This window comes from Humidisolicoccus flavus, assembly GCF_045689595.1.
Lineage (GTDB): Bacteria > Actinomycetota > Actinomycetes > Actinomycetales > Microbacteriaceae > Humidisolicoccus > Humidisolicoccus flavus.
The window spans coordinates 1,235,668-1,258,051 of the sequence record NZ_CP142724.1; the positions used below are offsets into that span (position 1 = coordinate 1,235,668).

General features: G+C 64.2%; 17 protein-coding genes and 1 pseudogene. 3 read left to right on the forward strand and 15 right to left on the reverse strand.

Annotation, left to right across the window (positions count from 1 at the left end; translation table 11 throughout):
- Nucleotides 1–29: 29 nt before the first annotated feature.
- From U2H20_RS05880 to U2H20_RS05910, 7 genes and pseudogenes are all read right to left on the reverse strand, one after another.
- On the reverse strand, nucleotides 30–335 hold the full coding sequence (locus U2H20_RS05880) for a hypothetical protein (RefSeq protein ID WP_430591361.1): 306 nt from the start codon (nucleotides 333–335) through the stop codon (nucleotides 30–32).
- Nucleotides 332–4,309 carry an AAA family ATPase gene (locus U2H20_RS05885; RefSeq protein ID WP_430591362.1) on the reverse strand — a complete coding sequence of 1,326 codons (3,978 nt, stop codon included), beginning with the start codon at nucleotides 4,307–4,309 and terminating at the stop codon, nucleotides 332–334. Before U2H20_RS05885 ends, U2H20_RS05880 begins: the two co-directional genes overlap by 4 nt.
- A 140-nt stretch (nucleotides 4,310–4,449) precedes the next feature.
- Nucleotides 4,450–5,490 carry a lipid II:glycine glycyltransferase FemX gene (locus U2H20_RS05890; protein ID WP_430591363.1) on the reverse strand — a complete coding sequence of 347 codons (1,041 nt, stop codon included), beginning with the start codon at nucleotides 5,488–5,490 and terminating at the stop codon, nucleotides 4,450–4,452.
- A 197-nt stretch (nucleotides 5,491–5,687) separates the two neighbouring features.
- The gene (locus U2H20_RS05895; protein WP_430591364.1) at nucleotides 5,688–6,548 is read right to left on the reverse strand and encodes an HpcH/HpaI aldolase/citrate lyase family protein; all 861 of its coding nucleotides are present in this window, start codon (nucleotides 6,546–6,548) and stop codon (nucleotides 5,688–5,690) included.
- Entirely contained in the window at nucleotides 6,545–7,024 is a 480-nt protein-coding gene (locus U2H20_RS05900; protein ID WP_430591365.1) for a MaoC family dehydratase, read from the reverse strand. Before U2H20_RS05900 ends, U2H20_RS05895 begins: the two co-directional genes overlap by 4 nt.
- A pseudogene (locus tag U2H20_RS05905) lies at nucleotides 7,021–9,173 on the reverse strand (acetyl/propionyl/methylcrotonyl-CoA carboxylase subunit alpha). The gene U2H20_RS05900 and the pseudogene U2H20_RS05905 overlap by 4 nt, the downstream one beginning before the upstream one ends.
- A gap of 6 nt (nucleotides 9,174–9,179) precedes the next feature.
- The gene (locus U2H20_RS05910) at nucleotides 9,180–10,787 is read right to left on the reverse strand and encodes a carboxyl transferase domain-containing protein (RefSeq protein WP_430591366.1); all 1,608 of its coding nucleotides are present in this window, start codon (nucleotides 10,785–10,787) and stop codon (nucleotides 9,180–9,182) included.
- Nucleotides 10,788–10,872: 85 nt separating this feature from the next.
- Here U2H20_RS05910 and U2H20_RS05915 point away from each other — a divergent pair, with 85 nt between their 5' ends.
- Entirely contained in the window at nucleotides 10,873–11,514 is a 642-nt protein-coding gene (locus U2H20_RS05915) for a TetR/AcrR family transcriptional regulator (RefSeq protein WP_430591367.1), read from the forward strand.
- A gap of 94 nt (nucleotides 11,515–11,608) precedes the next feature.
- On the forward strand, nucleotides 11,609–12,025 hold the full coding sequence (locus tag U2H20_RS05920) for a hypothetical protein (RefSeq protein ID WP_430591368.1): 417 nt from the start codon (nucleotides 11,609–11,611) through the stop codon (nucleotides 12,023–12,025).
- A gap of 72 nt (nucleotides 12,026–12,097) precedes the next feature.
- On the opposite strand, the gene U2H20_RS05925 is transcribed toward U2H20_RS05920, so the two are convergent.
- Complete coding sequence (locus U2H20_RS05925) at nucleotides 12,098–13,288, reverse strand: glycine C-acetyltransferase (RefSeq protein ID WP_430591369.1); 1,191 nt, start codon at nucleotides 13,286–13,288, stop codon at nucleotides 12,098–12,100.
- An 11-nt stretch (nucleotides 13,289–13,299) separates the two neighbouring features.
- Nucleotides 13,300–14,352 carry an L-threonine 3-dehydrogenase gene (tdh, locus tag U2H20_RS05930; protein WP_430591370.1) on the reverse strand — a complete coding sequence of 351 codons (1,053 nt, stop codon included), beginning with the start codon at nucleotides 14,350–14,352 and terminating at the stop codon, nucleotides 13,300–13,302.
- 124 nt (nucleotides 14,353–14,476) lie between these two features.
- Between tdh and U2H20_RS05935 the strand changes: the two genes are divergently transcribed.
- Nucleotides 14,477–15,442: a LysR family transcriptional regulator gene (locus U2H20_RS05935; protein ID WP_430591371.1), complete on the forward strand. Its 966-nt coding sequence runs from the start codon at nucleotides 14,477–14,479 to the stop codon at nucleotides 15,440–15,442.
- On the opposite strand, the gene U2H20_RS05940 is transcribed toward U2H20_RS05935, so the two are convergent.
- From U2H20_RS05940 to U2H20_RS05965, 6 genes are all read right to left on the reverse strand, one after another.
- Complete coding sequence (locus tag U2H20_RS05940; RefSeq protein ID WP_430591372.1) at nucleotides 15,373–16,563, reverse strand: M20/M25/M40 family metallo-hydrolase; 1,191 nt, start codon at nucleotides 16,561–16,563, stop codon at nucleotides 15,373–15,375. The two genes, U2H20_RS05935 and U2H20_RS05940, sit on opposite strands and share 70 nt — an antisense overlap.
- Nucleotides 16,564–16,600: 37 nt before the next feature.
- Nucleotides 16,601–17,359, reverse strand: a complete 759-nt coding sequence (locus tag U2H20_RS05945; RefSeq protein ID WP_430591373.1) for a glutamine amidotransferase — start codon at nucleotides 17,357–17,359, stop codon at nucleotides 16,601–16,603.
- Nucleotides 17,360–17,448: 89 nt separating this feature from the next.
- The gene (locus U2H20_RS05950; protein ID WP_430591374.1) at nucleotides 17,449–18,768 is read right to left on the reverse strand and encodes an ArgE/DapE family deacylase; all 1,320 of its coding nucleotides are present in this window, start codon (nucleotides 18,766–18,768) and stop codon (nucleotides 17,449–17,451) included.
- Between the two features lie 65 nt (nucleotides 18,769–18,833).
- The gene (locus U2H20_RS05955) at nucleotides 18,834–19,799 is read right to left on the reverse strand and encodes an ABC transporter permease (RefSeq protein ID WP_430591375.1); all 966 of its coding nucleotides are present in this window, start codon (nucleotides 19,797–19,799) and stop codon (nucleotides 18,834–18,836) included.
- Nucleotides 19,796–20,824 (reverse strand): ABC transporter permease, encoded by a 1,029-nt coding sequence (locus tag U2H20_RS05960; protein ID WP_430591376.1) that lies wholly within the window; start codon nucleotides 20,822–20,824, stop codon nucleotides 19,796–19,798. Before U2H20_RS05960 ends, U2H20_RS05955 begins: the two co-directional genes overlap by 4 nt.
- Nucleotides 20,821–22,380 carry a sugar ABC transporter ATP-binding protein gene (locus tag U2H20_RS05965; protein ID WP_430591377.1) on the reverse strand — a complete coding sequence of 520 codons (1,560 nt, stop codon included), beginning with the start codon at nucleotides 22,378–22,380 and terminating at the stop codon, nucleotides 20,821–20,823. The genes U2H20_RS05960 and U2H20_RS05965 overlap by 4 nt, the downstream gene beginning before the upstream one ends.
- Nucleotides 22,381–22,384: the final 4 nt, after the last annotated feature.

Genomic DNA, 22,384 nt, shown 5'->3' on the forward strand with positions numbered 1-22,384 from the left:
GGACCGAGCGCGCACGAAACGGCGCGCGGCTACGAACTGTGCTTGCCCCAGTGGGGCGGCGTATCTTCGTTCAGCCGCGCGTCGTTTTCGCGTTCATCGAAGACAGCGTCTTGCTTTGGCTCGTTGCCCGCCAGGACGTCTCCGGTGAAGACACGTCGCCCTCGTCGTTGCACGCGAAGCGGCTCGGATTCGGCACCGATCAAGGCATCTGCACTGCGCTGGGCGTCCGCACTGCGCCGAGCATCCGCACTGCGCTGCGCATCCGCGTCGTTCGAAGTTTCAGTCTCGTGCCGAGCATCCGCGGTTCCATCGTGAGCGTGCTCGCCCGCGGTCATGCTGACTCCGCTGCGTCCAATCCGACGAGCGCTGCGATACGGTCGGCGACGGACTCGGGGTCGGTGAACAGCGCAAAGGCATGGACACGCATCGTGTGCCAGCCGAGTCGACGAAGCACCTCCGGGCGCAGTCGCAAACTCTCGCGAAGACTCAAGGTCTCCCCTTCGTGATCGAACTCGATCGCGGCGCAGACTCCGCCGTTCGCGACGACGAGCGGAAGTCGACCGAGGTGATCGACGTCAGCGCGAAGACCGCGACGGCGCAGTCGGCGTGCGAGGTCGACCATGAGCGGATCACCCACGAGCTCGCCGCCACCACGAGGGCGACCGCGTTCAGCGTCGAGGATGATCTCCCGCAGCGCTGCTGCTCCGTGTTCGAGCCGTTCGGGGTCGAGTTCGCTCGCTTCGAACGCAGTGACGATCGTCATCGCCTTGCGCGCACGGGTCATCGCGATTGCGAGCATCCGCTCGCCACCGGGCTCACCGAAGGCGCCGAAGTCGATGTTGCGGCTGTGCTTCGAGTGGCCGAATCCGACAGAGAAGATCACGCGGTCGCGGCTGAGCGCGTTCCCGTGCGCGAGGTCCGCGACGACGAACGGCTCGTCGCGCTCCGCGAGCACGAAATCGGTGAGTGACTGGTTCTGGCCGAGCGCCTGGACGACGGCCTGCTGCACGCGGACCTCGTGGCGCTCGTTGCCGGTGACGACCATGAGCGACTCGTGCGGCCGTGTCTTCGCGTGCGTCGTGATGAGCTCGATCACGCGCTCGACTTCAGCCTCGGGGCTTTCGATGACGGCGGAGCCCTGCTTCGGCATGCCCCAGGCATCTGCGACCGGGCTCACCGTCAGTGAGGAATGGCCGAGGTAGGAACCAGCCCACGGGAGCGCATCGATCTTGCCACCGTAGAAGCGACGGTTCACAGCGTCGACGAGGTCTTGGCCACCGGTGCGGAACGACTGCGTCAAACTCATCGCAGGCAGCACGCTGCCGAGTCGGAGCAGCGCGGATTCCCCGTGCAGTTCGTCGTGCGCGATCAGTTGCGAGCTCGGACGGATGCCGAGCGAGGCGATTCCGACCTCGAATGGTGACGGCGTCTGCGTGACAGAGTCTCCGAACGCGACGACCTGCTCCGCGCGCGAGATCGCACCGGCGGCCTCCGCGAGCGTGATCGCGCCAGCATCCACGACGATGACCGTGTCGAAGCGAACGGCCTTGTCGATGCGGTGCACCTCATAGGGCGAGCAGGCCCACACGGTCGCAACGGTCTTCGCCAGGTGCGGCGCGGCCTTCTGCAACGACGCAGAGTCGATCGCCCCGGACTTGAGGAGGGTGCGCAACGCCGCGGCTTCTTCTGGGAAGTCGACGAGTCCGAGTTTCCAGTTCTCGGCCATCTGCCACGCGAGGCGCTCGCTCGAAGCAGAAGCGTGCGTCTCATCGACGAGCGCGAGATCGGCCTCGAGGCGCTCGAGCACTCCGGTATTACCTCGAAGGAGTGCGCGTTCGCTCTGCAGCATTGCTTCGAGCGTCGACTGCCACCAGGCGAGTTCGAGTTCGTTCTCGACCTGTTCCCCTGGGACATGGCGCTTGCCGAGGTCGGCGATCAGCGGGTCGATGTTGATCTCAGCGAGCGACTTCATGAGCGCAGCGCGCTCCTGAATGTGCGTGAGCGCATCTGAAGGCGCAGCAAGACCCGCAAGTCGTGTCTCCAGCACATCGAGGGGCAGGCGATCCGACTGCTCAGCACCGGTGAACCCGAGCGCGCGGTCGATATGCCCGAGGTCGGTCTTCGCGAGTTCGAAATCTCGATGCAGAGGTGCAAGGCCGACAGGGATCGAGGGCACCGCGCCGTCTGGCGTGTACTGGCGCCACTGCTCGCGCAGTTGCTGCACTTCGCGCAGCGACTCCCCGAGGTCGGGCGTCTGCCCACCCGGGCGAACGAAATCGAGCGCGTGCTTGCGCAGACGACGTCGCTGCATCATGGTCATCGACTTCGCATCGCGCCGTGGGCCGGTTGCGGTGATGAGTTCCGTGAGTGGTCGGTCGAACACGTCGGGGACGAAGATGTCGAGGCTCGCGCGGATCCCGCGGAGCAGTTCCAGCTGCTTGCCGAGTTCACGAATCGTGCTGAAGGGGCGAAGCTTCGTGCTGTCGAGCACGGCACGCGCTTGCGTGATGAGCGCGTCGAGTTCGCCACCGCTCAGTCGCTGTGCGGCATCGAAAGCAGCATCGGCTTCGGTCGCGGTCTCGAAGTTCGCGCCATACCAGGGAGTGTCGTCCGGCCCGTACTTGAACTGGCCGAGTTCGGCGGCCTTCACCATGGTGGAGGCGATTCTCGGCCGGTCGTTTGCGAGCGCGATCACGGCGCTCTCGTTCAAGCGGACGTCCGTCGCGGGAGGCGTCGGCAGGCTCGTCAGGCGCGAGAGTTCACGAAGGCAGTCGATGACTGTGACACCGAACTTCGGGTGCACGCGGTGGAGCGCGCCCCGGTAGTCGAGCAGCACCTTGCGCAGCCGAACGAGTGCATCGTCGACCTCGCTCGTCTGGGGCTTCGTGGCACGCTCATGGCGGCCGATCGAGGCGATGATGTCCTGGCGGAGCGTCGCCGGCTGCACGGCAAGACCCTGGAGGCCGAGCTGTTTCGAACGCTCGACGATGTCCGCGATGGTGGCGCGACGTGGGCTGACGACGAGTACGCGACGGTCATCGCCGACGAGTGCGCCGATCGCGTTCACGATGGTTTGCGTCGTCCCGGCCCCCGGCACGGATTCGACCACGAGCGAGTTGCCCGCGACGATCTGCGAGAGCACCGACGACTGTTCGGCGTCTGCGTCGAGCACCAGGAGGTCGGTTTCGGGTGAACGCTCGTCCGATGCGGTCTCGTCAGCGGCACGGCGCGAGTTCTTCAACGCACGGATCGCGTCCGGGTCGCCGCTGACCGCATCGAGCACGACGTGCGGCTTCGCCCGCAGGTCCTCCGCCATCGGAATGCCGACGTCGGCGAAGGTGGAGGCCACGAGCCTCGGGTGGACCCGGAACCCGGGAATGTGAGCGGTCTGCAGGCGAACTGCATCGAGCACGGGGTTCGGCGAGAAGGTGCCTTCGGCGTCTCCGAGGGCGCTCAACGTCGGGCCGTCGAGCGTGACGTTGTTCTCGGCTTCGAGCACTGCCTTCAGACGCGGGTTGACGACCGGGCGGCCCTTCAGTTGCAGCTCGAAGTCGCGACCACGACGTCGGATGACGAGCGGACGCAACAGCAGTGGCGCGCTCGCCTCGCGGTCTCCGCGTGGCCAGGTTGCGAGGCCGATGCCGAGGTAGACCGAGTCGACGCCACGCGCGGCAGCGAGCTCGATGCCCTTCGACAGGATCGCCGACGCCGCACCGCGAGCGGAACGCAGCGCAAGGTCGTCGCGAATCAGGCTCGAGAGCAGGGTCGGGCGCCCGGTGATGAACTGCGCGAGCCCGCCGGGGTGCGTCGAGGAGAGTTCGATCCGGGTCGCCGGGATGTCGATGAAGTCGATGAGCGAGGAACGGCCGCCGATTCGGGCGAGTTCGTCGCGCCAGGCGTTCCAGGTGTGCTCGCGAGAATTGTGCACGGGTGCCTCTCCGAACATTGATTTCCGAGTGCTCGAGGCCTCGGACACGGCTTCTTCAGCCAACAGTGCTGCGGCCGTTTCGTCTCTCGACGGCGCACGCTCTGCACGAGAACCGGGTGTGGGGTCCGCCTCGGTTGCGGGGTCCGCGTCTGCAACAGAGTCAGCATCGGCGTTGAATCCGGCGTCATCTGCGGCGTCACGTGCACTGTGCTTTGCCGCGTTCCGCGAAGCGAACTTGAAACCTTTTTTGCGCGGCGCGGCGGTGCTCTCGTTCGAAGCATCATTGCCGCTCTGCTCGAGCTCGTCGCTCAAACTCCACGCGGTCGCTTCAATCGGAACAGTGTTGTCAGAGCTGTTTTCCCCTGCTCGCTCGTCGCTCATGCTGCCTCGCCCACGATGTTCACGGATTCCGCGCGCATCAGAATAGACACGCTTCTGTCAGGGTACTGAGCGAGCGTTGTTTTTCCGCGGCAGTCCGCGGAGTTTCGTCGATGGATCCCGCAAGAAACCACCGATTCGGATCAATACCAGGCATCCCCGGTGCGACGGGTGTAGACGGCGCGCAAGTAGCGGCCGAACTTCTGCCAGATCGTGAACCGCGATTTCGAGATCGGGAACTCGAACGTCGGCATGTACTTCACCGGTTCGCGGGCCCACGCGGTCTTGAACGTGTAGAGACCGCGGATGTTGCTGGTCTCCCACTCCTCCGGGTCGGGGATGTTCGCGAGTTCGTACTGCGTGACCCCGGCCGCGTGCAGATCTTGCATGATCGCCCACTGCATTTCGTAGGGGGCGAAGATCTTGTTGTTCTCGCGCTGGCTGCCTGCGTCTTTGTACCAGGCGATGTCACCGAAACGGATCACGAAGGCGCTCGACTGCACTTCACCTTCGTACATGGCGAAGTAGAAGTGGCCCTGACCGATCGACTCGTAGACGTTCCAGATCTTCTCGAAGTATTCGTGGTGTCGGAAGTAGCCGCCGGAGCGCACCTTGACCTCGTCGATGAGACGATGCATCGTCGCAATGTTCTCGGCGTTCATCGGGACTTTTTCGACCGTGACGCCGTTGCGCTCCGCCACCCGGTAGCTGTTGCGTGCGCGCTTCTTGAACCGTGCAGCGACCTCTTCGAGCGTGCCGTGCAGATCGACCATGACCGCGTGCTGGTACTGGCTGCTCGCGGCCTGCACCCATCCGGCTGATTCGAACGCGGCGACGAGCGCCTCGTCGTACGGCTGGAAGGTCTCGACTTTCGCACCGAAGAATCGCTTCGGGTACTTCTTGAAGTGTTCGGTGATCGCCGGCACGTTCTCGACGGTGATTCCAGTAACCCGTGGCAGGAACGCGATCGATCCGATCAGCGGTGCAGTGCGTTCGAAGATCTGCACGGGCAACTCGTTCGTCGCCGTCTTGATGCGAACACGGTGCGCCTTCCAGGCAGAACCCACACGAGTTTTTGCCCAGGCAATCGACTGCATGTAGTGCGCGTTCGGTTGTGCCGCGAGCACATCCGCATCCCACGCTTCGGCATTGCTCGATGCCGAGGCTGGTTCATTGCGTGCCATTGCTGTTCCTTCACTGAAGTTACGATCACTGCCCGCTGGGCAACATCGTCAAGGGTAGCGCTGCGACTTGCGCTCGGGCGAAGTCGAACCCGGTGTGCCGCGCGAGGCGATGCGCTTCGATGCGCTCAGTCGCTTCGATTGACTGGATCGCTTCGATTCGCTCGATCGCTTCGATGCGCTCAGTCGCTTCGATGCGCTCAGTCGCTCGGCGCTGCTGCGCTTCCAGATGCCGGGGCGTGCGCAGATGCCGCGGACTCGCGCGCAACGAGTGAACGAGCATGGCGCAAGACCGGCTCGTCGATCATCTGGCCTTCGAATGCGAAGACGCCCGGGTTCGTACTCGCCGCCTGCAGGATCGCCCGCGCGCGAGCGACCTCCTCGCGGTTCGGGGCGTACGCGGCGCGGATTCCTGCCGCCTGCGTCGGGTGGATACACGCGGTCGCAGCGAATCCGCTCGCGACCGCATCGCGCGCTTCACGTTCAAGCCCCGCGGTGTCTGGAATGTCGAGATGCACCGCGTCGATCGCGAGTTTTCCTGCGGCTCCGGCTGCGAGCAGCACGCGTGCTCGCGCGACCCGGGCGACGTCGCGGTATTCGCCATCTGCGCGACGGCTCGAGGTGCCCCCGAGGCTCGCGACGAGATCTTCCGCGCCCCACATGAGCCCGATGACCGACGGGTGCGCTGCGATTCGTTCAGCTGCCACGATGCCCTTCGCGGTCTCGCAGAGTGCGAGGACGGAGTATTCGCTGAGCGCATCGAGCGATTCGGGGTCTTCGCACTTCGCGACCATGACGATCGAGAAGTTCGAAGCCGCGAGCGCGGCGAGGTCGAGTGCGAAGTCGGCAGAGCCGATCGGGTTGATCCGCACGATCGTGGTTGCCGGATCGAGCGTCGAGGCGATCACGGCGTCGCGGGCCGCCGCCTTCTTGTCGGGCGCGACTGCGTCTTCAAGATCGAGGATCACTCCGTCTGCTGCGCGCGCCGCTTTCTCGAACCGTTCCGGACGATCGGCAGGGCAGAACAGGAGCGATGGTCCGAGCGTGACTGGCGTGGTCATGAGTCTCCTTGCGGCAGGCAGTGCATGAGCGCGGTTCGAACGGCGACCGCGACGACCACTCCATCCTGGTTGATCGCGGTGTGCTGGAACTCCACGAGGCCCTGCCCCGGGCGCGACTTCGAGCGTCGTTTCGAGCGGATCAAGGTTTGTGCAGCGATCGTGTCACCATGACGAACGGGGGCCGGAAAGGAGATCTCGCTGAACCCGAGATTCGCCACAATCGTGCCCTGCGTCAGTTGCGAAACCGAGAGCCCGACCATCGTCGAGAGTGTGAACATGCTGTTCACCAGTCGCCCGCCGAATTCGGTCTGCGCGGCCCACGCCTCGTCGAGATGCAGGCTCTGCGTATTCATGGTGAGGGTTGTGAACAAGACGTTGTCAGCCTCGGTAACGGTTCGCCGTGGCGCGTGTTCGTAGACGACGCCCTCCTCGATCTCTTCGAAATAGAGTCCGCGCTGCGTGATCATTCGAGTCATTGCTGCCCCTGCTCTGCTGTGTCATTCTTGCTGTCGTTGCTGCCGCTTTCGGCGCTGTCCTGCTGGTCGATGTCCTTGGAATCGCTGTCCTTGGGATCGCTGTCGAGTTCCAGCGTGGCCAGCACCGCATGCCGTTCAACACTCGCTCCGAGCGTCGCGTGGAGACGCACGAGCCCTGCCGCATGAGCCGCAAGCACATGCTCCATCTTCATCGCCTCGACGACCACGATCGTGTCACCCGCCTCGACATGATCACCATCGGCAACCGCGAGCTGCACCACGGTCCCTGGCATGGGCGAACGAAGCTCCGGAACCGCATCGCTCCCCGCGAGTGCACCGACGTCGCGCCGTGCGAGATCCAGGCGTGCCACCTGCGTGCCGCGTTGGACCCACACACCCTTGTCATCCGCTCGAACTCGCCACGATGCAACGGAATCATTGACCCGGATCGTGACCCGACCCGGCAGATTCTCGTCACGGAATACAGTGATCTCTTGGTCGTCGCCGTCATCGATTCGGACGCGGAACGACTCGGTGCTGTGGCCGCTCGCTCCCGGCACGCGACCGCGGTTGGCGTCCCACACTGCAAGTCGTCGCTGACGAGTTGCTGGCGAAGCACCATCGGCGGCACCGTCGACCTCGAAGACGAAGACTGCGGGTGCCTGCTGCCCGATCCGGAATCCGCTGAGCGAACGCCACGGACCGCTGACGGTTGCCAACTTCGCAATCGCCCGGCTGCTCCTCGCACGCAGTTCGAGTGCGGCCGCGATCAGTGCTTCGTCGGATGCTTCCGGGGGCACGAGCAGGTCGAGTTCCCGCTCGATGAGCCCGGTATCGAGTTCGCCGCGCTGCACCGCAGGGTGATCGAGCAGGCGACTCAAGAATTCGATGTTCGTCGTGACCCCGAAGACGCTGGTTTGCGAGAGCGCTTGCTGCGCGGTCGCGAGCGCACCGGCTCGATCACTCGACCAGGCAATGACTTTTGCGAGCATCGGATCGTAATCGCTCGAGACCCGCTGTCCTTCGATGAGCGCGGAATCGACTCGGATGCCCTCGCCACTGGCTTCATGGAGTTCGAGCACCCGGCCTCCGCTGGGCAAGAAGCCGGCCGGAACATCTTCGGCATAGACGCGCGCCTCGATCGCGTGACCGCGCAAGACGATGTCGGACTGCGCGAACCCGAGCGCCTCCCCCGCACCGACACGTACTTGCCATTCGACCAGATCGATGCCCGTCACCATCTCAGTCACCGGATGCTCGACCTGCAGCCGCGTGTTCATCTCGATGAAGAAGAACTCGTCCGGGTTATCCGCGCCGACGATGAATTCGACCGTCCCCGCGCCCCGATACCCGACGCTCCGTGCGGTCTCGCAGGCGGCTTCTCCGATTCGTGCTCTCGTCTCGGCAGTCAGCAGTGGCGAGGGGGCCTCTTCGATGACTTTCTGGTGACGACGCTGCAAGGAGCACTCGCGCTCCCCCAGGTGGACGACCGCGCCATGCGAATCCGCGATCACCTGCACCTCGATGTGCCGCGGGTTCTCGACGTAGCGTTCCACGAGCAGCTCGTCGTTGCCGAACGAGGCGAGCGCTTCTCGCTTCGCCTGCGGAATCTTCGCGAGCAGTTCCTCCCTCGTGCGGACGACGTGCATGCCTTTCCCCCACCACCGGCGGACGGTTTGATGAGCAGCGGAAAGCCGACCGCGAGCGCGTCCTCGACGAATTCCTCGGCCGTTCGATCTGTTTCTGCGGCGCCCGGCACCGTGGGCACTTGGCGAGACTCGACCTGTCGCTTTGCGCGAATCTTGTCGCCCATGACATCGATCGCAGTGCTGCTCGGCCCGAGAAAGACGATGCCCGCGTCTTCGCACGCTTGCGCGAACGCGGCACTTTCAGCCAGGAACCCGTAGCCGGGATGAACCGCTTCGGCACCGGTTTGCTTGGCCGCGGCGATGATGTTGGCGATATTCAGGTAGCTTTCGCTCGCGCTCGCGGGGCCCACGCACACCGCGGCATCCGCCAGTTGCACGTGCTTCGCTTCGGAGTCGGCCTCGCTGAAGATCGCGACGGCTCGGATACCGAGCTTGTGGAGGGTTGCGATCACGCGGCACGCGATCTCGCCACGGTTTGCAATGAGAACAGTCTGAAACATCGCCGATCACATCCTGAAAATGCCGTAGCCGGCGTCGTCCATCGGAGCTCGCAGGCACACATCGAGCGCCATTCCGAGCATGTCTCGCGTATCGGCGGGCTCGATGATGCCGTCGTCCCAGAGGCGCGCGGTCGCGTAGTACGGATTGCCCTGCTGCTCGTACTGCTCGCGGATCGGCGCTTGGAATTCCTGCTCGGCCTCGCTCGACCAGTATTCGCCCTTGCCCTCGATCTGGTCGCGGCGAATGGTGGAGAGCACACTCGCTGCCTGGGGTCCGCCCATGACGGAGATTCGGCTGGCCGGCCACATCCAGAGGAACCGGGGGCTGTAGGAACGCCCGCACATCGAGTAGTTGCCCGCGCCGAAGGAGCCACCGACGACGACCGTCAGCTTCGGCACTCGTGCGCACGCCACCGCGTTCACCATTTTCGCGCCGTGCTTCGCGATGCCGCCCGCTTCGTATTCACGGCCGACCATGAACCCGGTGATGTTCTGCAGAAAGACCAGCGGGATCCCGCGCTGATCGCACAACTGAATGAAGTGCGCGCCCTTCAGCGCAGACTCGCTGAACAGCACGCCATTGTTTGCGATGATGCCGACCCGATGCCCATGGATTCTGGCGAAGCCAGTGATGAGCGTGGCGCCGTATTCGCGCTTGAACTCGTGAAAGGAGTCGCCATCGATCACGCGTGAGATGACCTCTCGAGCGTCATAGGGCACGTGGAGGTCGGTCGGCACGACGTCGTAGATCGTCTCGGGATCGAACTCCGGTGGCGTGACCTCGGCCGGGAGTTCTGGAAGCGCGGCTGGCGATGGCAGCGTGGCCACGATGTCGCGCACGAGTTGCAAGGCATGCGCATCGTTTTCGGCAAGGTGGTCGGTGACGCCGGAGATCTGCGAGTGCGTCACTCCTCCGCCGAGATCTTCGGCGCTGACTTCTTCACCGGTCGCAGCCTTCACGAGCGGCGGGCCGCCGAGGAAGATGGTGCCCTGATTTCGCACGATGATCGTCTCGTCGCTCATCGCGGGCATGTAGGCGCCACCGGCGGTGCTGGACCCGAGGACCGCAGCGATCTGCGCGATTCCGTCTCTCGACATCCGAGCCTGGTTGAAGAAGATTCGTCCGAAGTGCTCACGGTCAGGGAAGACGTCTTCCTGCATCGGCAGGAACGCGCCACCGGAATCGACGAGGTAGATGCAGGGCAGACGGTTCTCGCGAGCGATCTCCTGTGCCCGCAAGTGCTTCTTCACAGTCATCGGGAAGTAGGCGCCGCCCTTGACGGTCGCGTCATTGGCGAGCACGAGCACGTGACGGCCGTGAACGAGGCCGATTCCTGCGACCGCACCGGCACCCGGGCATCCGCCGTCGTACATGTCCTCGGCCGCGAGCGGGGCGACTTCGAGAAACGGGCTGCCGGGGTCGAGGAGCGCGTCGATGCGATCGCGCGCGAGCATCTTGCCGCGCGACTGATGCCGCTCGCGCGCGCTCTCACTGCCTCCGAGCGCGGCCTTGGCAAGGCGTGCCCGGAGTTCCCCGAGCAGCCGTTCGTGCGTTGCTCGCGGTTCGTTCGGAGAGACGCCGGTCGGCGCCGGTGATGGTGCTGCACTGGTCATGCAAGTCTCGCTTCGTTGAGTGACTTCGCTGCAATCAGGTTAGCGAGCACTTACTGAAATGTCGAGAAATGTCTACGATGCTTCTATGGGGCAAACATGGCGCGCGACTGAAAAAGCGAACCGGCGCGCGAAGTATCTGCAGGCCGCGGCCGATCTCTTTGCAGAGCACGGATTCGGTGGCGTCTCGATCGACGACCTCGGTGAAGCCGTCGGCGTCAGCGGCCCCGCGCTGTACCGCCACTTCGAGAGCAAAGAGGCGATCCTCGTCGAACTCCTCGTCGGTGCGAGCGAGCGCCTGCTCGACGGCTGCGAACGCGTCCTCGCTGAAGAACCGAGTCCCAGCCCCGAGACCGCGCTCCGGCAACTGGTCGACTTCCACATCGACTTCGCGCTCACCGAGCGCAGCATCATCCGGCTGCAGGATCGCGAACTGCAGCGACTTCCGGAAAACGCGCGCCGAACCGTGCGCAGACTGCAGCAGCGCTACGTCGCAGCATGGAGCGAGATCTTGCAGCGTCTGGAGCCAGGACTCTCGCCGGCAGCAATCGACATCAGGATTCTCGGCACCTTCGGCCTCATGAACTCCACCCCGTTCAGCGCTCGCACGACGGGGCGCTCCACCGCAGCCACGCGCGAGGCCGCGGCCGTGCTCGCGGGCATGGCGATCCGCTCGCTGCGATCGTCGTCGGGCGATGGTGCGGGACTCGCGCGATCCGCCGTCGACTGAGCGTGCGCCTCGTCAGATATTCTGCAATCAAGCAACTGCCAGCGCACTGCATCTGCGTGCGCAACCCGCTTCGGGTGTGAAGGAGGATCGTTCGGTGAGTGCCGCAGCTGGAACAGGCGCAACACTCGGCGTGATCCTCGAACTCATGGCACTGATCGGTTTCATTCCCGCCGCGATCTGCGCCTTCGCCTGGGCGGTCACTGCAACCATCGATGGCCGCTGGGTCGCCGCACCTGCCGAATTGACCGAGCGAAAAGGCACCCTCTACTTCACTTGGACCTCGTACGACGGCCAGTCGCAGGCGGCTCGCGCAGAGAACGAAGCCATTGCGCAGTTCGCCGGTGCGAAGCGTCGCGAAATCTATTACCAGGAGCGGAATCCCGAGCGCATGCGCGTGAAGCCGCGCTCAGGACTCAGCGAAATGCTGCGCTTCTTAACGCTCGCTGCGGCGGGGCTCGGCGCGCTTGCCGTCGTCGCAGGCGGCGTGCTCATGATGCTCGATTTCTCCTGAACGAGCGGCGGGCATCGTTCGCACCCGAGCACCCTTTCCAAGAGCGCTCCGCACCGCGCGCTCGCTTGATCGCTATCGCGCTTCGGCCAACGCCTCCTCGCGAGCAGCCACAAAGGCAGCAACAGTTTGCTCGATCTGTTCAGGAGTGTGACCAGCGGTCAATTGCACCCGGATCCGCGCCTGCTCCATCGGCACGACCGGGTAGCTGAACGCCGTCACGAACACACCACGAGCTTGCATCGCCGTCGCGACTCGAGCGGCGAGCGCTGCGTCTCCGAACATGACGGGCACAATCGGGTGCGAGCCCGGCAACAGATCGAAGCCCGCTTCGCTCATGCCGTTGCGGAAGAGATCGGCGTTGCGCTGCAGATCTGCGCGGAGCTGTCCACCGGCGGCCACGAGCTCGAAGGCCTTGATCGCGCCGGCCACCACCATCGGCGGCACCGTGTTCGAGAAGAGGTAGGGGCGAGCGCGCTGACGGAGCAGGTCGACGATCTCGGAATGCGCCGCAACGTATCCGCCCGAGGCGCCACCGAGCGCCTTGCCAAGGGTGCCCGTGCGGATGTCGATCTTGTCTTCGACGCCGAACAACTCCGGGGTCCCGCGGCCGTGCTCGCCAACGAAGCCGGTCGCGTGACTGTCATCGACGAAGACGAGGGCGTCATAGCGTTCGGCGAGCGCGCAGATCTCGTCGAGCGGCGCGTAGTAGCCGTCCATCGAGAACACGCCGTCGGTCACGATCACGCGGTGCCGCGCTGATTCCGCCGCCTGCAGCTGCGCTTCGAGGTCTGCCATGTCGCGGTTCTTGTAGCGGTAGCGGGCTGCTTTGCTGAGGCGAATACCGTCGATGATCGAGGCGTGATTGAGCTGATCGGAGATGATCGCGTCGTCCTTCGTGAACAGGGCTTCGAAGACTCCGCCGTTCGCGTCGAAGCACGAGGGGAACAGGATCGTGTCGTCCGTTCCCAAGAATGCGCTGATCTGCGCTTCGAGCGCGACATGGAGTTCACCGGTGCCGCAAATGAACCGCACGCTCGCGAATCCGTAGCCCCACTCGTCGAGACCCGCACGCGCAGCCTCAACGATTCGGGGGTCGTTTGCGAGTCCGAGGTAATTGTTCGAGCAGAAGTTGAGCACGCTCGCGCCGTTCGCCGCGATCTCCGCCCCCTGTGGTGAGGTGAGCGCGCCCTCTCGTTTTGTAAGGCCCTGCGATTCGATCTCCGCGAGGGTTTCCTGCAAGTGCGTCTGGAAGGTTCCGTACATTGTTGTTCCTCTCACTCACTCCATGGTGCGGTCCAGTCGAGCACGACTTTGCCGCCGTGCGCGCCCCGGGCTTCGTCGAAGCCTGCTTGCCACTGTGCTGCCGGATACCGCGCGGTGATGACCGCATCGATTGCCGTCCGAAGCGTTTCGCTCGATTGCAACATTGCACTCATCGCGTTCCAGGTCTCGAACATCTCACGGCCGTAGATGCCTTTGATCGTGAGCATATGCGTCACCACTTTGCTCCAGTCGATCGTGATCGGAGCGGCGGGGAGGCCGAGCATGGCGATTCTTCCGCCGTGGGTGAGGTTGTCGATCATTTCCGGGAGCGCGCTCGAATGTCCTGACATCTCGAGGCCGATGTCGAATCCTTCACGCATACCGAGGGTGGCTTGGGCGGATTCGATGCGTTCGCTGCGCACATCGAGCGCAAGGTCCGCTCCCATCTGCCGGGCGAGCATCAGGCGTTCCGGACTCACGTCGGTGGCCACGATGAATCGCGCTCCGGCGTGACGGGCCACGGCGATCGCCATGAGTCCGATCGGGCCGGCGCCGGTGATGAGCACGTCCTCACCGATCAGAGGAAAACTCAAGGCAGTGTGCACGGCGTTGCCGAGCGGGTCGAACACAGCCGCAGTGTCCTTGTCGATCTCGGTGTGGTGAATCCACACGTTCGTCTCAGGAAGTGCAACGTACTCGGCGAAAGCACCGTTGCGGTTGACGCCGAGACCGGAGGTGCGAATGCACATGTGCGCTCGCCCTGCACGGCAGTTTCGGCAGGTCCCGCACACGATGTGGCCTTCTCCGGAAACGAGAGCGCCGATGGGGATGTCGTTCACCAGAGTGCCGCGTTCGATGACTTCGCCGACGAATTCGTGACCGGGGATGATCGGTGCTTCCACCGAGGCGCTCGCCCAGGCATCCCAGGACTCGATGTGGAGATCGGTGCCGCAGATGCCTGTTCGGTGCACTCGGATCAGCACGTCTCGTTCACCGATGGTCGGCATGGGCGCTTCGATGAGTTCGAGCCCTGCTCGGGGTGCAACTTTGCTGAGTGCTCGCATTCGCGCTCCTGCCATGTGCTTCGGCCGAGGCAGTGCGGCGCGAAGGGTGTTCTCGCTTCAGCGTAGGAAGAACGACGAAGAAGAACCAGAGCAGGTATTGACAGAAACGCTTTAGATTGTCCTTATGGATTTGTATCAATTGCGCGTGCTCCGTGAACTCGCCGACCACGGCAGCATCACGGCGACCGCCGAGGCTCTTGGCGTGACCCCCTCGGCGGTCTCGCAGGTGATCCAATCGCTGCAGCAGGGCTTCCGGGCGCCGCTGACAATGAAGGACGGGCGAACGACGCGGGTCAGTGACGCCGGGCTCGCACTCGTGGATGCTTCGGCCCGTGTGGCGATCGCCGTCGCGGAAGCGGAGGCATCCGTCGATTCCTATTTGCAGGACGAGACGACCTCCGTCTCGGTCGCCGCGTTCCACAGTGCCGCGCTCACATTCTTTCCAGAACTCGCCAGGGCAGCGGCCAGCGGCGATTCTCCTCCTGTTGCGTGCAGCGATGAGGATGTCGCGCAGGATGCCTTTCCTGCCCTCACCGCTCGCTACGACATCGTGATCGCCCATCGAATGGCGCACGCAGCACCCTGGCCCCATGAGCGCCTTGTTGTCGTGCCACTGCTTCGCGAACCAATGGATGTCGCGATGCGCGCCGATCATCCGCTCGCGAGCAAGCCTCGGCTGCGAGCGCAGGATGTCGCCGACGAGTCGTGGATCGAGGCGCACGACGGATTCTCCCCCGCCGACCTCCTCGACTCGGTCGCCGCCGCCGCGGGCCGGCCCATGCGGGTTGCCCACCGGATCAACGACTACTCGACGGCGACGGCGATCGTCGCGCAGAGTTCGAGCGTGACCCTGCTCCCCCGCTTCACCGCAACACCCTCGGCCGAATCCGGTGTCGTCTTGCGAGAGCTCACAGGAATCCGCTCGGTACGACACATTGACCTGCTGATGCGACCCGAGCAACGCGCCAGGCAGTCCGTGGCGAAGGTCGAGGCGCTCTTGCAATCAATTGCGAGGACTCGTCAGGACACCGTGCAATCTGGCGAGCACGGCGAGCATCGTGCACGCCAATCGCGCCCAGCGCTCAAGTAGAGCGACAGGGCATCCTCGACGAGCGTGAGATCGACCGATTCGTTCAGTGCGTGCACCGTGCTCGGGTCTCCCGGACCCCAGATCACGACGGGCGTTCCTGCGGGCAGGACACGCACGAGTCGAGAAGCGTCGGTGAAGTAGCTCACCGGGCCGGCGGCTGCGCTCGGCTGCAGGGAGGCAACCCAGGGGTGATCGACCGGCGTCCACACGGGCGCCAGATCGAGTGTGACCTCGAGTCGCTCGATTGCTTCGTGCGAACGCCACCAGTCGAGGATCCGCGCGGCATCATCGTCGACCATGCGAACATCGACCTCGAATTCGCACCGTTCCGGCACGATGTTCGGCACTTCCCCACCGCGGATGACCCCGAGGTTGACGCTCTCGCGCCCGAGCTCCGGGTGCGAGTGCAGCGGCGCCTCCTCCAGCCGCGCCAACACCGACATTGCACGAGCGATCGCGTTGACCCCGCGCTCTGGCGTGCTGCCGTGTGCTGCGACTCCGTCCGCCACACCCCGCACCCAGAGCGCGCCGCGGTGCCCGAGCATGATTTCGTTCTCGGTCGATTCTGGAACGATCACCGCTCCGATCTCGAGCCCTCGCACCGCTTCGAGGGCCGTTTGCACGCCGAGGCACCCGAGTTCTTCTCCCGTGCTGACGAGCAGGGCGACGGGCGCCGACTCTCGAAGCAGTGTCACAACCGCCAGCATCGATGCGGCGAGACCCGATTTCATGTCGGAGGTCCCCCGCCCGAACATGCGACCATCACGGATCTCGGCGCTGCGAGGTTCGCCCTCCCAGGCATCTTCGTCGCCGGTGGGCACGGTGTCGACATGCCCGCTGAAGAGCAGGAGTTTGCGGTGCGGGCTGTGACCGGTGATCGATGCCTCAGTCTCCCGCGCTCGCGTTCCGTTCCGCGGGGTGATCAGCAAGGATCTCGGTTGACCATCGTCTGCCAGCAGACTGACATCAGCGTGCTCGCCGCAGGCCTCGACCATCCAGTCGTGCACGAGGCGCAACGCCGCGATCTCACCTGGAGTTCCCGAGGTCGATTCGGTCTGCACGAGCAGAGCGAGCAGCCGGAGGAGTTCCTCCGACTGCTCGCTCTGCTGCGGCTGCGTCATTCGCAAGACCTGTGCCGCTCGTGTGCCCTCAGGGAGATCAGACCTTCGCCGAGGATCCGGCCAGCCACGTCACGGCCTGCTGCCAAATGGTGGTGAAGCCATTCCAATTGGTGAAAGCCTCTGGCGCCCAGTGCGGCCCGATGTCACTCGCATATGCGAGCGAGCGTCCTGCTCCGACTTCGTCGACGACGAGCAAGGGTGCGCCGTCGTCGAACGCGGCGAGCGTTGACGCCGAGGCTTTCGAAACGAACCGCTGGTAGCCGAGCAGTGCGGGGAACTCCGCATCGACTCCCTCAGTGATCTCGTGCGCAGTCGCGAGCGAGGCGTGCACGCCCTCAGGGGTTTCCTCGCGGTCATCGCCGACCTCCATATCGACCGGCAGCACTTCTGCGAGCGCCGAACCGCGATAGTTCGCCTTTGCCTCGATGCCCTGGAACGACATGTAGCCACCGACCATGCCGAGGCCACCGCCAGCGTGCACCCAATCGCGCAGCACCTTCAAACGGTTTCCGGCCTGTTGTCCGCGTAAGAAGGTCTGCGCGGGCAGCAGGAAGGTGTTCGCTCCGATGTCGGAGAGCAACACCACGTCATATTCGGAGAGCGCCTCGAGCGTCCACGGAAAATCTTTAGCCGCGACGTGGCACGGCATGTACGTCACGTCGAAGCCGCCATCCTCAAGGGCTTGCAGCAGGGCTGCTCCTCCTTCTGCATAGTCCACCGTGGTGAACGAGTCGAAACCTTTCGTGTGGATCGACGTGACCGACCACGATTCGCCGGCTACCAATACTCGTGTCATGGGATTCCTCTTGTTTCTCAATCTGTCAACGGTCGACGCTGCGCGAGCGTTCGAAGGGATTCGGGCCGAAGGGCTGTGTGCCGCACCGGCTACTTGCCACAGAGGTCAGCGATCGTGAGCGCGAAGACTTTTGTCGCCGCCGCGAGGTCGCTTTCGTAAAGGTGCTCGTCGGCTTGGTGCGCGATGCCCATGTGCCCGGGGCCGAAGTTGATGGTCGGGCTCCCGGAGTCGATCATGAGCCCCATGTCGGTGTGCGACATGCACCCCTGCAGTTCGCTCGCGAGTCCGACCGCCTTCGCTGCCTGCAGTGTCTGCGTCACCACGGGCTCGGTTTCTTCCGTCTCACCACAGTCGGCGTCGACAAGCCAGGTCACGGTCGGCGGGTGCTGTTCGAACCACTCGTCATCGACGACAAAGCTGCGGAAGAGCTCTTCGAGTTCCTGTTTCACGATGCTGCCGAGGCCGTGTTCGTCCTTCTGCACCGGCAGGTACTGCGCGTTGAATGTGATTTTGCACGAGGAAGCGTAGGTCGTCGGGAACTCTCCGGCGTCAAGCTGCGCGACCTTGATCTGGCACGGGATCGGAATGAACTTGTGGTTCTTGATCGGGTCCTTCGCCCACTGTTCGTTCCGCTCTGAGATCGCGTTGAGCAGTCGCTGCCCGTACTCGATCGCGTCGACCGCGCCGTTCTCCTGCCAGGGGCGTCGCTCGAGTTCGATGTGGCCAGCGCGTCCGTGCAGCGTGACTTCTCCCCAGAGAATTCCTCGACACAGCGGTGCGATGTTGAGGTTCGTCGCTTCGGGCACAATCGTGCCCGCCTTGGCGATGTAGCCACGGTCGACGAGCGCGAGCGTTCCCATTCCACCGGCCTCTTCGTCGGCGACAGAGGCGACGAGGAGGTCGCCCTCGAGCTCGATACCCGCCTTCTGCAGTGCTGCGATCGCACCGATCGCGGCGGCCATGCCGCCCTTCATATCGACCGCGCCGCGACCGAAGATCTTGCCGTCCTTGCGAACGCCACCGAAGGGGTCCTCGGTCCAGAGACTTCCAACGCTCACCACGTCACAGTGGCCCTGAATCATGAGCGCTGGCGCATCCGGGTTCTTGCCCTTGAATCGCGCGACCACGTTCGGGCGGCCCGTGAAGTCACGACCCGGGTAGTAGCCCGGACCGTCGGCACGGTGCGCGAGGTCGTCCGCATTCGGCTCCCACACGTCGATCTCGTCGGCGCCGAGGTCTCGGAGCACGCGCTCGAACACGTCCTGTACTGCCTGTTCGCCGGAGATCTCCGCGGGGTCTTCGAACCACGGGTTCACGCTCGGCGCCTGCAGCAGCTCTTGCAACAGTGCAATCGTCTGCTCGGTCTCAGCTTCGACAGCGGCGAGAATTCGCTCGTTCTGCTCTGACATTGTCGTCCTCTTCCTGTTGGTCGTTGGGGGTGTCGATGATGCATTGAAAGATGTGTCGAGTGGGCTCATAACGCGCTCTCGCGAGTGGCGCTTCGACCGCGCACGAGCATGGAGATGATGAGCACGAGCCCGAGCAGGCCGATCTGGTAGCTGTTCCCGATTCCCGCGAGCTGCATTCCCGAGTTCAGGATTGCGACGAGAATCAGCGCCAGGAACGTGCCGAGCAGTCGCCCGACGCCGCCCGTAATGGCGGTGCCGCCGAGCACCGCGATCGTGATCGCCTGAAGCTCGAAGCCGAGTCCGGCCGCTGGTCGTGCGTTCAAGAGCCACGAGGCCGTCACGATTGCGCCGACCGCGGCGAGGGTCGAGGCGATCATGTACAGGCTGATGCGGATTCGGGGCACGTTGACGCCAGCGAGCGAGGCCGCGTGCGCATTCGATCCGGTCGCGTACACCTGACGTCCGAACACTGTCTTGTGCATGACGAAGGCACCGATCAGGAAGATCGGAATCAGCACGAGCAGCACCTGAAATGGCACGCCGAGCACGGAGGTCTGCCCGATCATCGAGAAGTTGTCGCGGTCGAACCCGTTGATGTCGATGCCGCCGGAGAGCACCATCGCGGCCGAGGCATAGAGATAGAGCGTGCCGAGCGTCACGATGAGCGGCGGCAAGCGCAGGGCCGTAATCAGCACGCCGTTGATGAGGCCGAGGATGGCTCCGACTCCGAGCGTGAGGAGCGCCGCGACCCACGGGCTCATGCCAACGGTGACTGAGAGCAGTCCGAACGTGACCGAACAGAGCGAGAGCGTCGATCCGATGGAGAGATCGATCCCGCCACCGCCACCGAGAATCACGAGCGTCTGCCCGAGGGCGAGCAGCCCGATCACCGCGGAGTACTGCAGGAGCGACAGCAGGTTGCCCGCGTTCAAGAAGTACGGCGACAGCAGGCTCATGGCGACGACGGCGACACCGATGAGCAGCAGGAGTACGACGCGTCGATCTTTCGCGAGCGAAGTGAGCGAGGTCATGAGAAATTCCTCTTCGTTCGAGCGTTGATGATGACGGCGAGACCGTTGATCGACACTGCGATCAGAATGACGACGCCGATGATGAGTCCGTTCCACAGGGAGGGCACTCCCGCGAGCACGATGCCGTTCTCGAGCACCACGATGAACGCGACACCACCGAGCGTGCGGAGCACGGAGCCCTCACCACCGAGGATCGAGGTGCCGCCGACGACGACCGAGGCGATCGCGAGCATCGTGAGTTCGCCACCGGATGACGCCTGCACGACGCCGACTCGGGCGAGGTACGTGCAGGCGGCGATACCGATCAGCAAGCCGAGGATCACCGATCCGGCCACGCGTACCCGCTGCACGTTGATGCCGGAAAGCTTCGCTGCCTCGACGTTCGATCCGATCGCGTAGATCGAGCGGCCGAAGCGAGTGCGAGTCAGCATCAGGTGGAGCACGAGATAGATGGCGAGCACGATCAGGATCAGGACCGGGATCTCCCCGATCCGCTGTGCTCCCGAGAGAAACGGGAACACCGGCGGAGAGAAGAGGTCGCGACTGTTCCATAGCGCGAAGAGCCCGGTCTGGAACAGCGCGCTCGTGCCGAGCGTGGCAACGATCGAGGGAATCGCGAGTCGTGCGGTGAGGACTCCGTTGAAGAATCCGAGCGCTGCACCACCTGCGAGCGCCATCAGGAGCACGATGATCGGCGGCTGGCCGGCCCCCATCGCGGCCGCGACCAACCACGAGAGCATGCCGACGGCGAACCCTGTGGAGACATCGATCCCGCCCATGAGGATCACGAGCGTGAGCCCGGCGGCGATCAACGCGAGGTCTGCCGCGTTCACGGCGACGTTGACGAGATTGCCGGAGGTCAGGAAGAAGGGCGAGAGCATCGAGAAGACGATGAACTCCAGCACGAGCAGTGCCGGGAGCAGCCAGGTCTGCACCCGCTGCACAACGCGGAGCGCCGTCGTCTGCTGTGCGGGCACTCTGGTTTCATTGCCCCGGTCCTGGTGCGGTGTGATTGCAGTGGTCATTCGTTGACTCCCGCCGCTGCGCGAAGAATGGATGCTTCAGAAAGTTGCGAGCCTTTGGCGCTCCAGCGAAGCCGACCTTCATGCAGCACGTGCACGGTGTCCGAGAGCTCCAAGAGCTCAGACATCTCGCTGGAGATCAGCAACACTGCGATCCCGCTTGCCGAGAGCTCACGGATCCGCCGATGAATCTCCCGCTTCGTCCCGACGTCGATGCCTCGGGTCGGTTCGTCAAGAATGAGCAGTCGCGGCTCCGTTGCCATGAGCCTCGCGAGCAGCACCTTCTGCTGGTTTCCACCCGAGAGCGAAGTGATCGGTGCGTTTGCGGATTCGGCTTTGATCGCAAGTCGCTCGGTCCAGACGGAAATGAGGTCTCGTTCGAGTCCGGCACCGAGGAGTCCTCCTCGACTCAGCGAGGGCAACGCTGCCGCCGCAAGATTGTCGCCGACACTCAGGTGCGGAAAGATTCCTTGCGTCTTCCGGTCTTCGGGAAGGTATGCGATGCCGAGTTCCAGCGCGACTCGGCTCGATGTCGGAACATACGGAGTGCCGAGGAACGTCAACGAACCGGAATCGATCGGCAACTCACCACAGATCGCGAGTGCCAGCTCGGTCCGCCCGGCACCGACGAGTCCGTAGAGTCCCGTGATCTGCCCTGGCCGTACCGCAAAGCTCACATCAGCGAACACGCCCTTGGCCGTCAGGTTTTCGACCGTGAGAGTCGCGTCCGAGGTTTCGATGCCGGCGTTCGGAACGACATCTGCAAAGTGCTCGGCCGTTGCAGGGTCGACCTGGGTGGCGACGAGTCCGCCGTCGGCATCGACCTGCACCGCAGAGACGGAGCCCATCAATCGCAACAGGTTCTCTCGATCCGGATCGTTCGTCTCCCCTGCATTTCGACCGTCGCGCAAGACGACGAAACGGTCGGCAACCCGTTCGAGTTCATCGAAGCGGTGGGTGATGTAACAGACCGCGGTGCCTTCCGCCGTGAGCTGATCGACCAGGTCGAACAGGCGTTCCGATTCCGTATTCGTCAGAATCGAGGTCGGCTCGTCGAGGATCAAGACGCGAGCCTTGTTCGCGACGGCTCGCGCAATGAGCACTTGCTGCTGATCGGCGAGCGAGAGGTCGCCCATTCGTCGCTTCAGGAGTTTCGCGGGCAGCTGGAGACGAGCGAGCAGGCCGCTCGCCTCCGCTGCGATCGCTTTTCGGTCGATCCAGCCGAACGCTCGCGTCGGCTGTCGACCCATCGTGAGGTTCTCCAGCACGGTGAGGTGCGGGAAACCCGAGGGCTCTTGGTAGACGGTCGCAACGCCCGCGTCGATTGCGCTCGTCGGGGAGCCGGGTGCATACGGCTCCCCTCCGAGCGTCATCGAACCTGAGTCGGGCGAGTACACGCCTGCGATCAATTTCATGAGGGTGGATTTCCCGGCACCGTTTTCGCCCATGATCGCGACTCGTTCACCTGCGGCGATTGAGAAGTCGACCTCGGTCAGCGCTTTCGTCGCGCCGAAGCGCTTCGAAAGACTGTGCACGGTCAGGAGTGGAGAGGCTTCCATGACG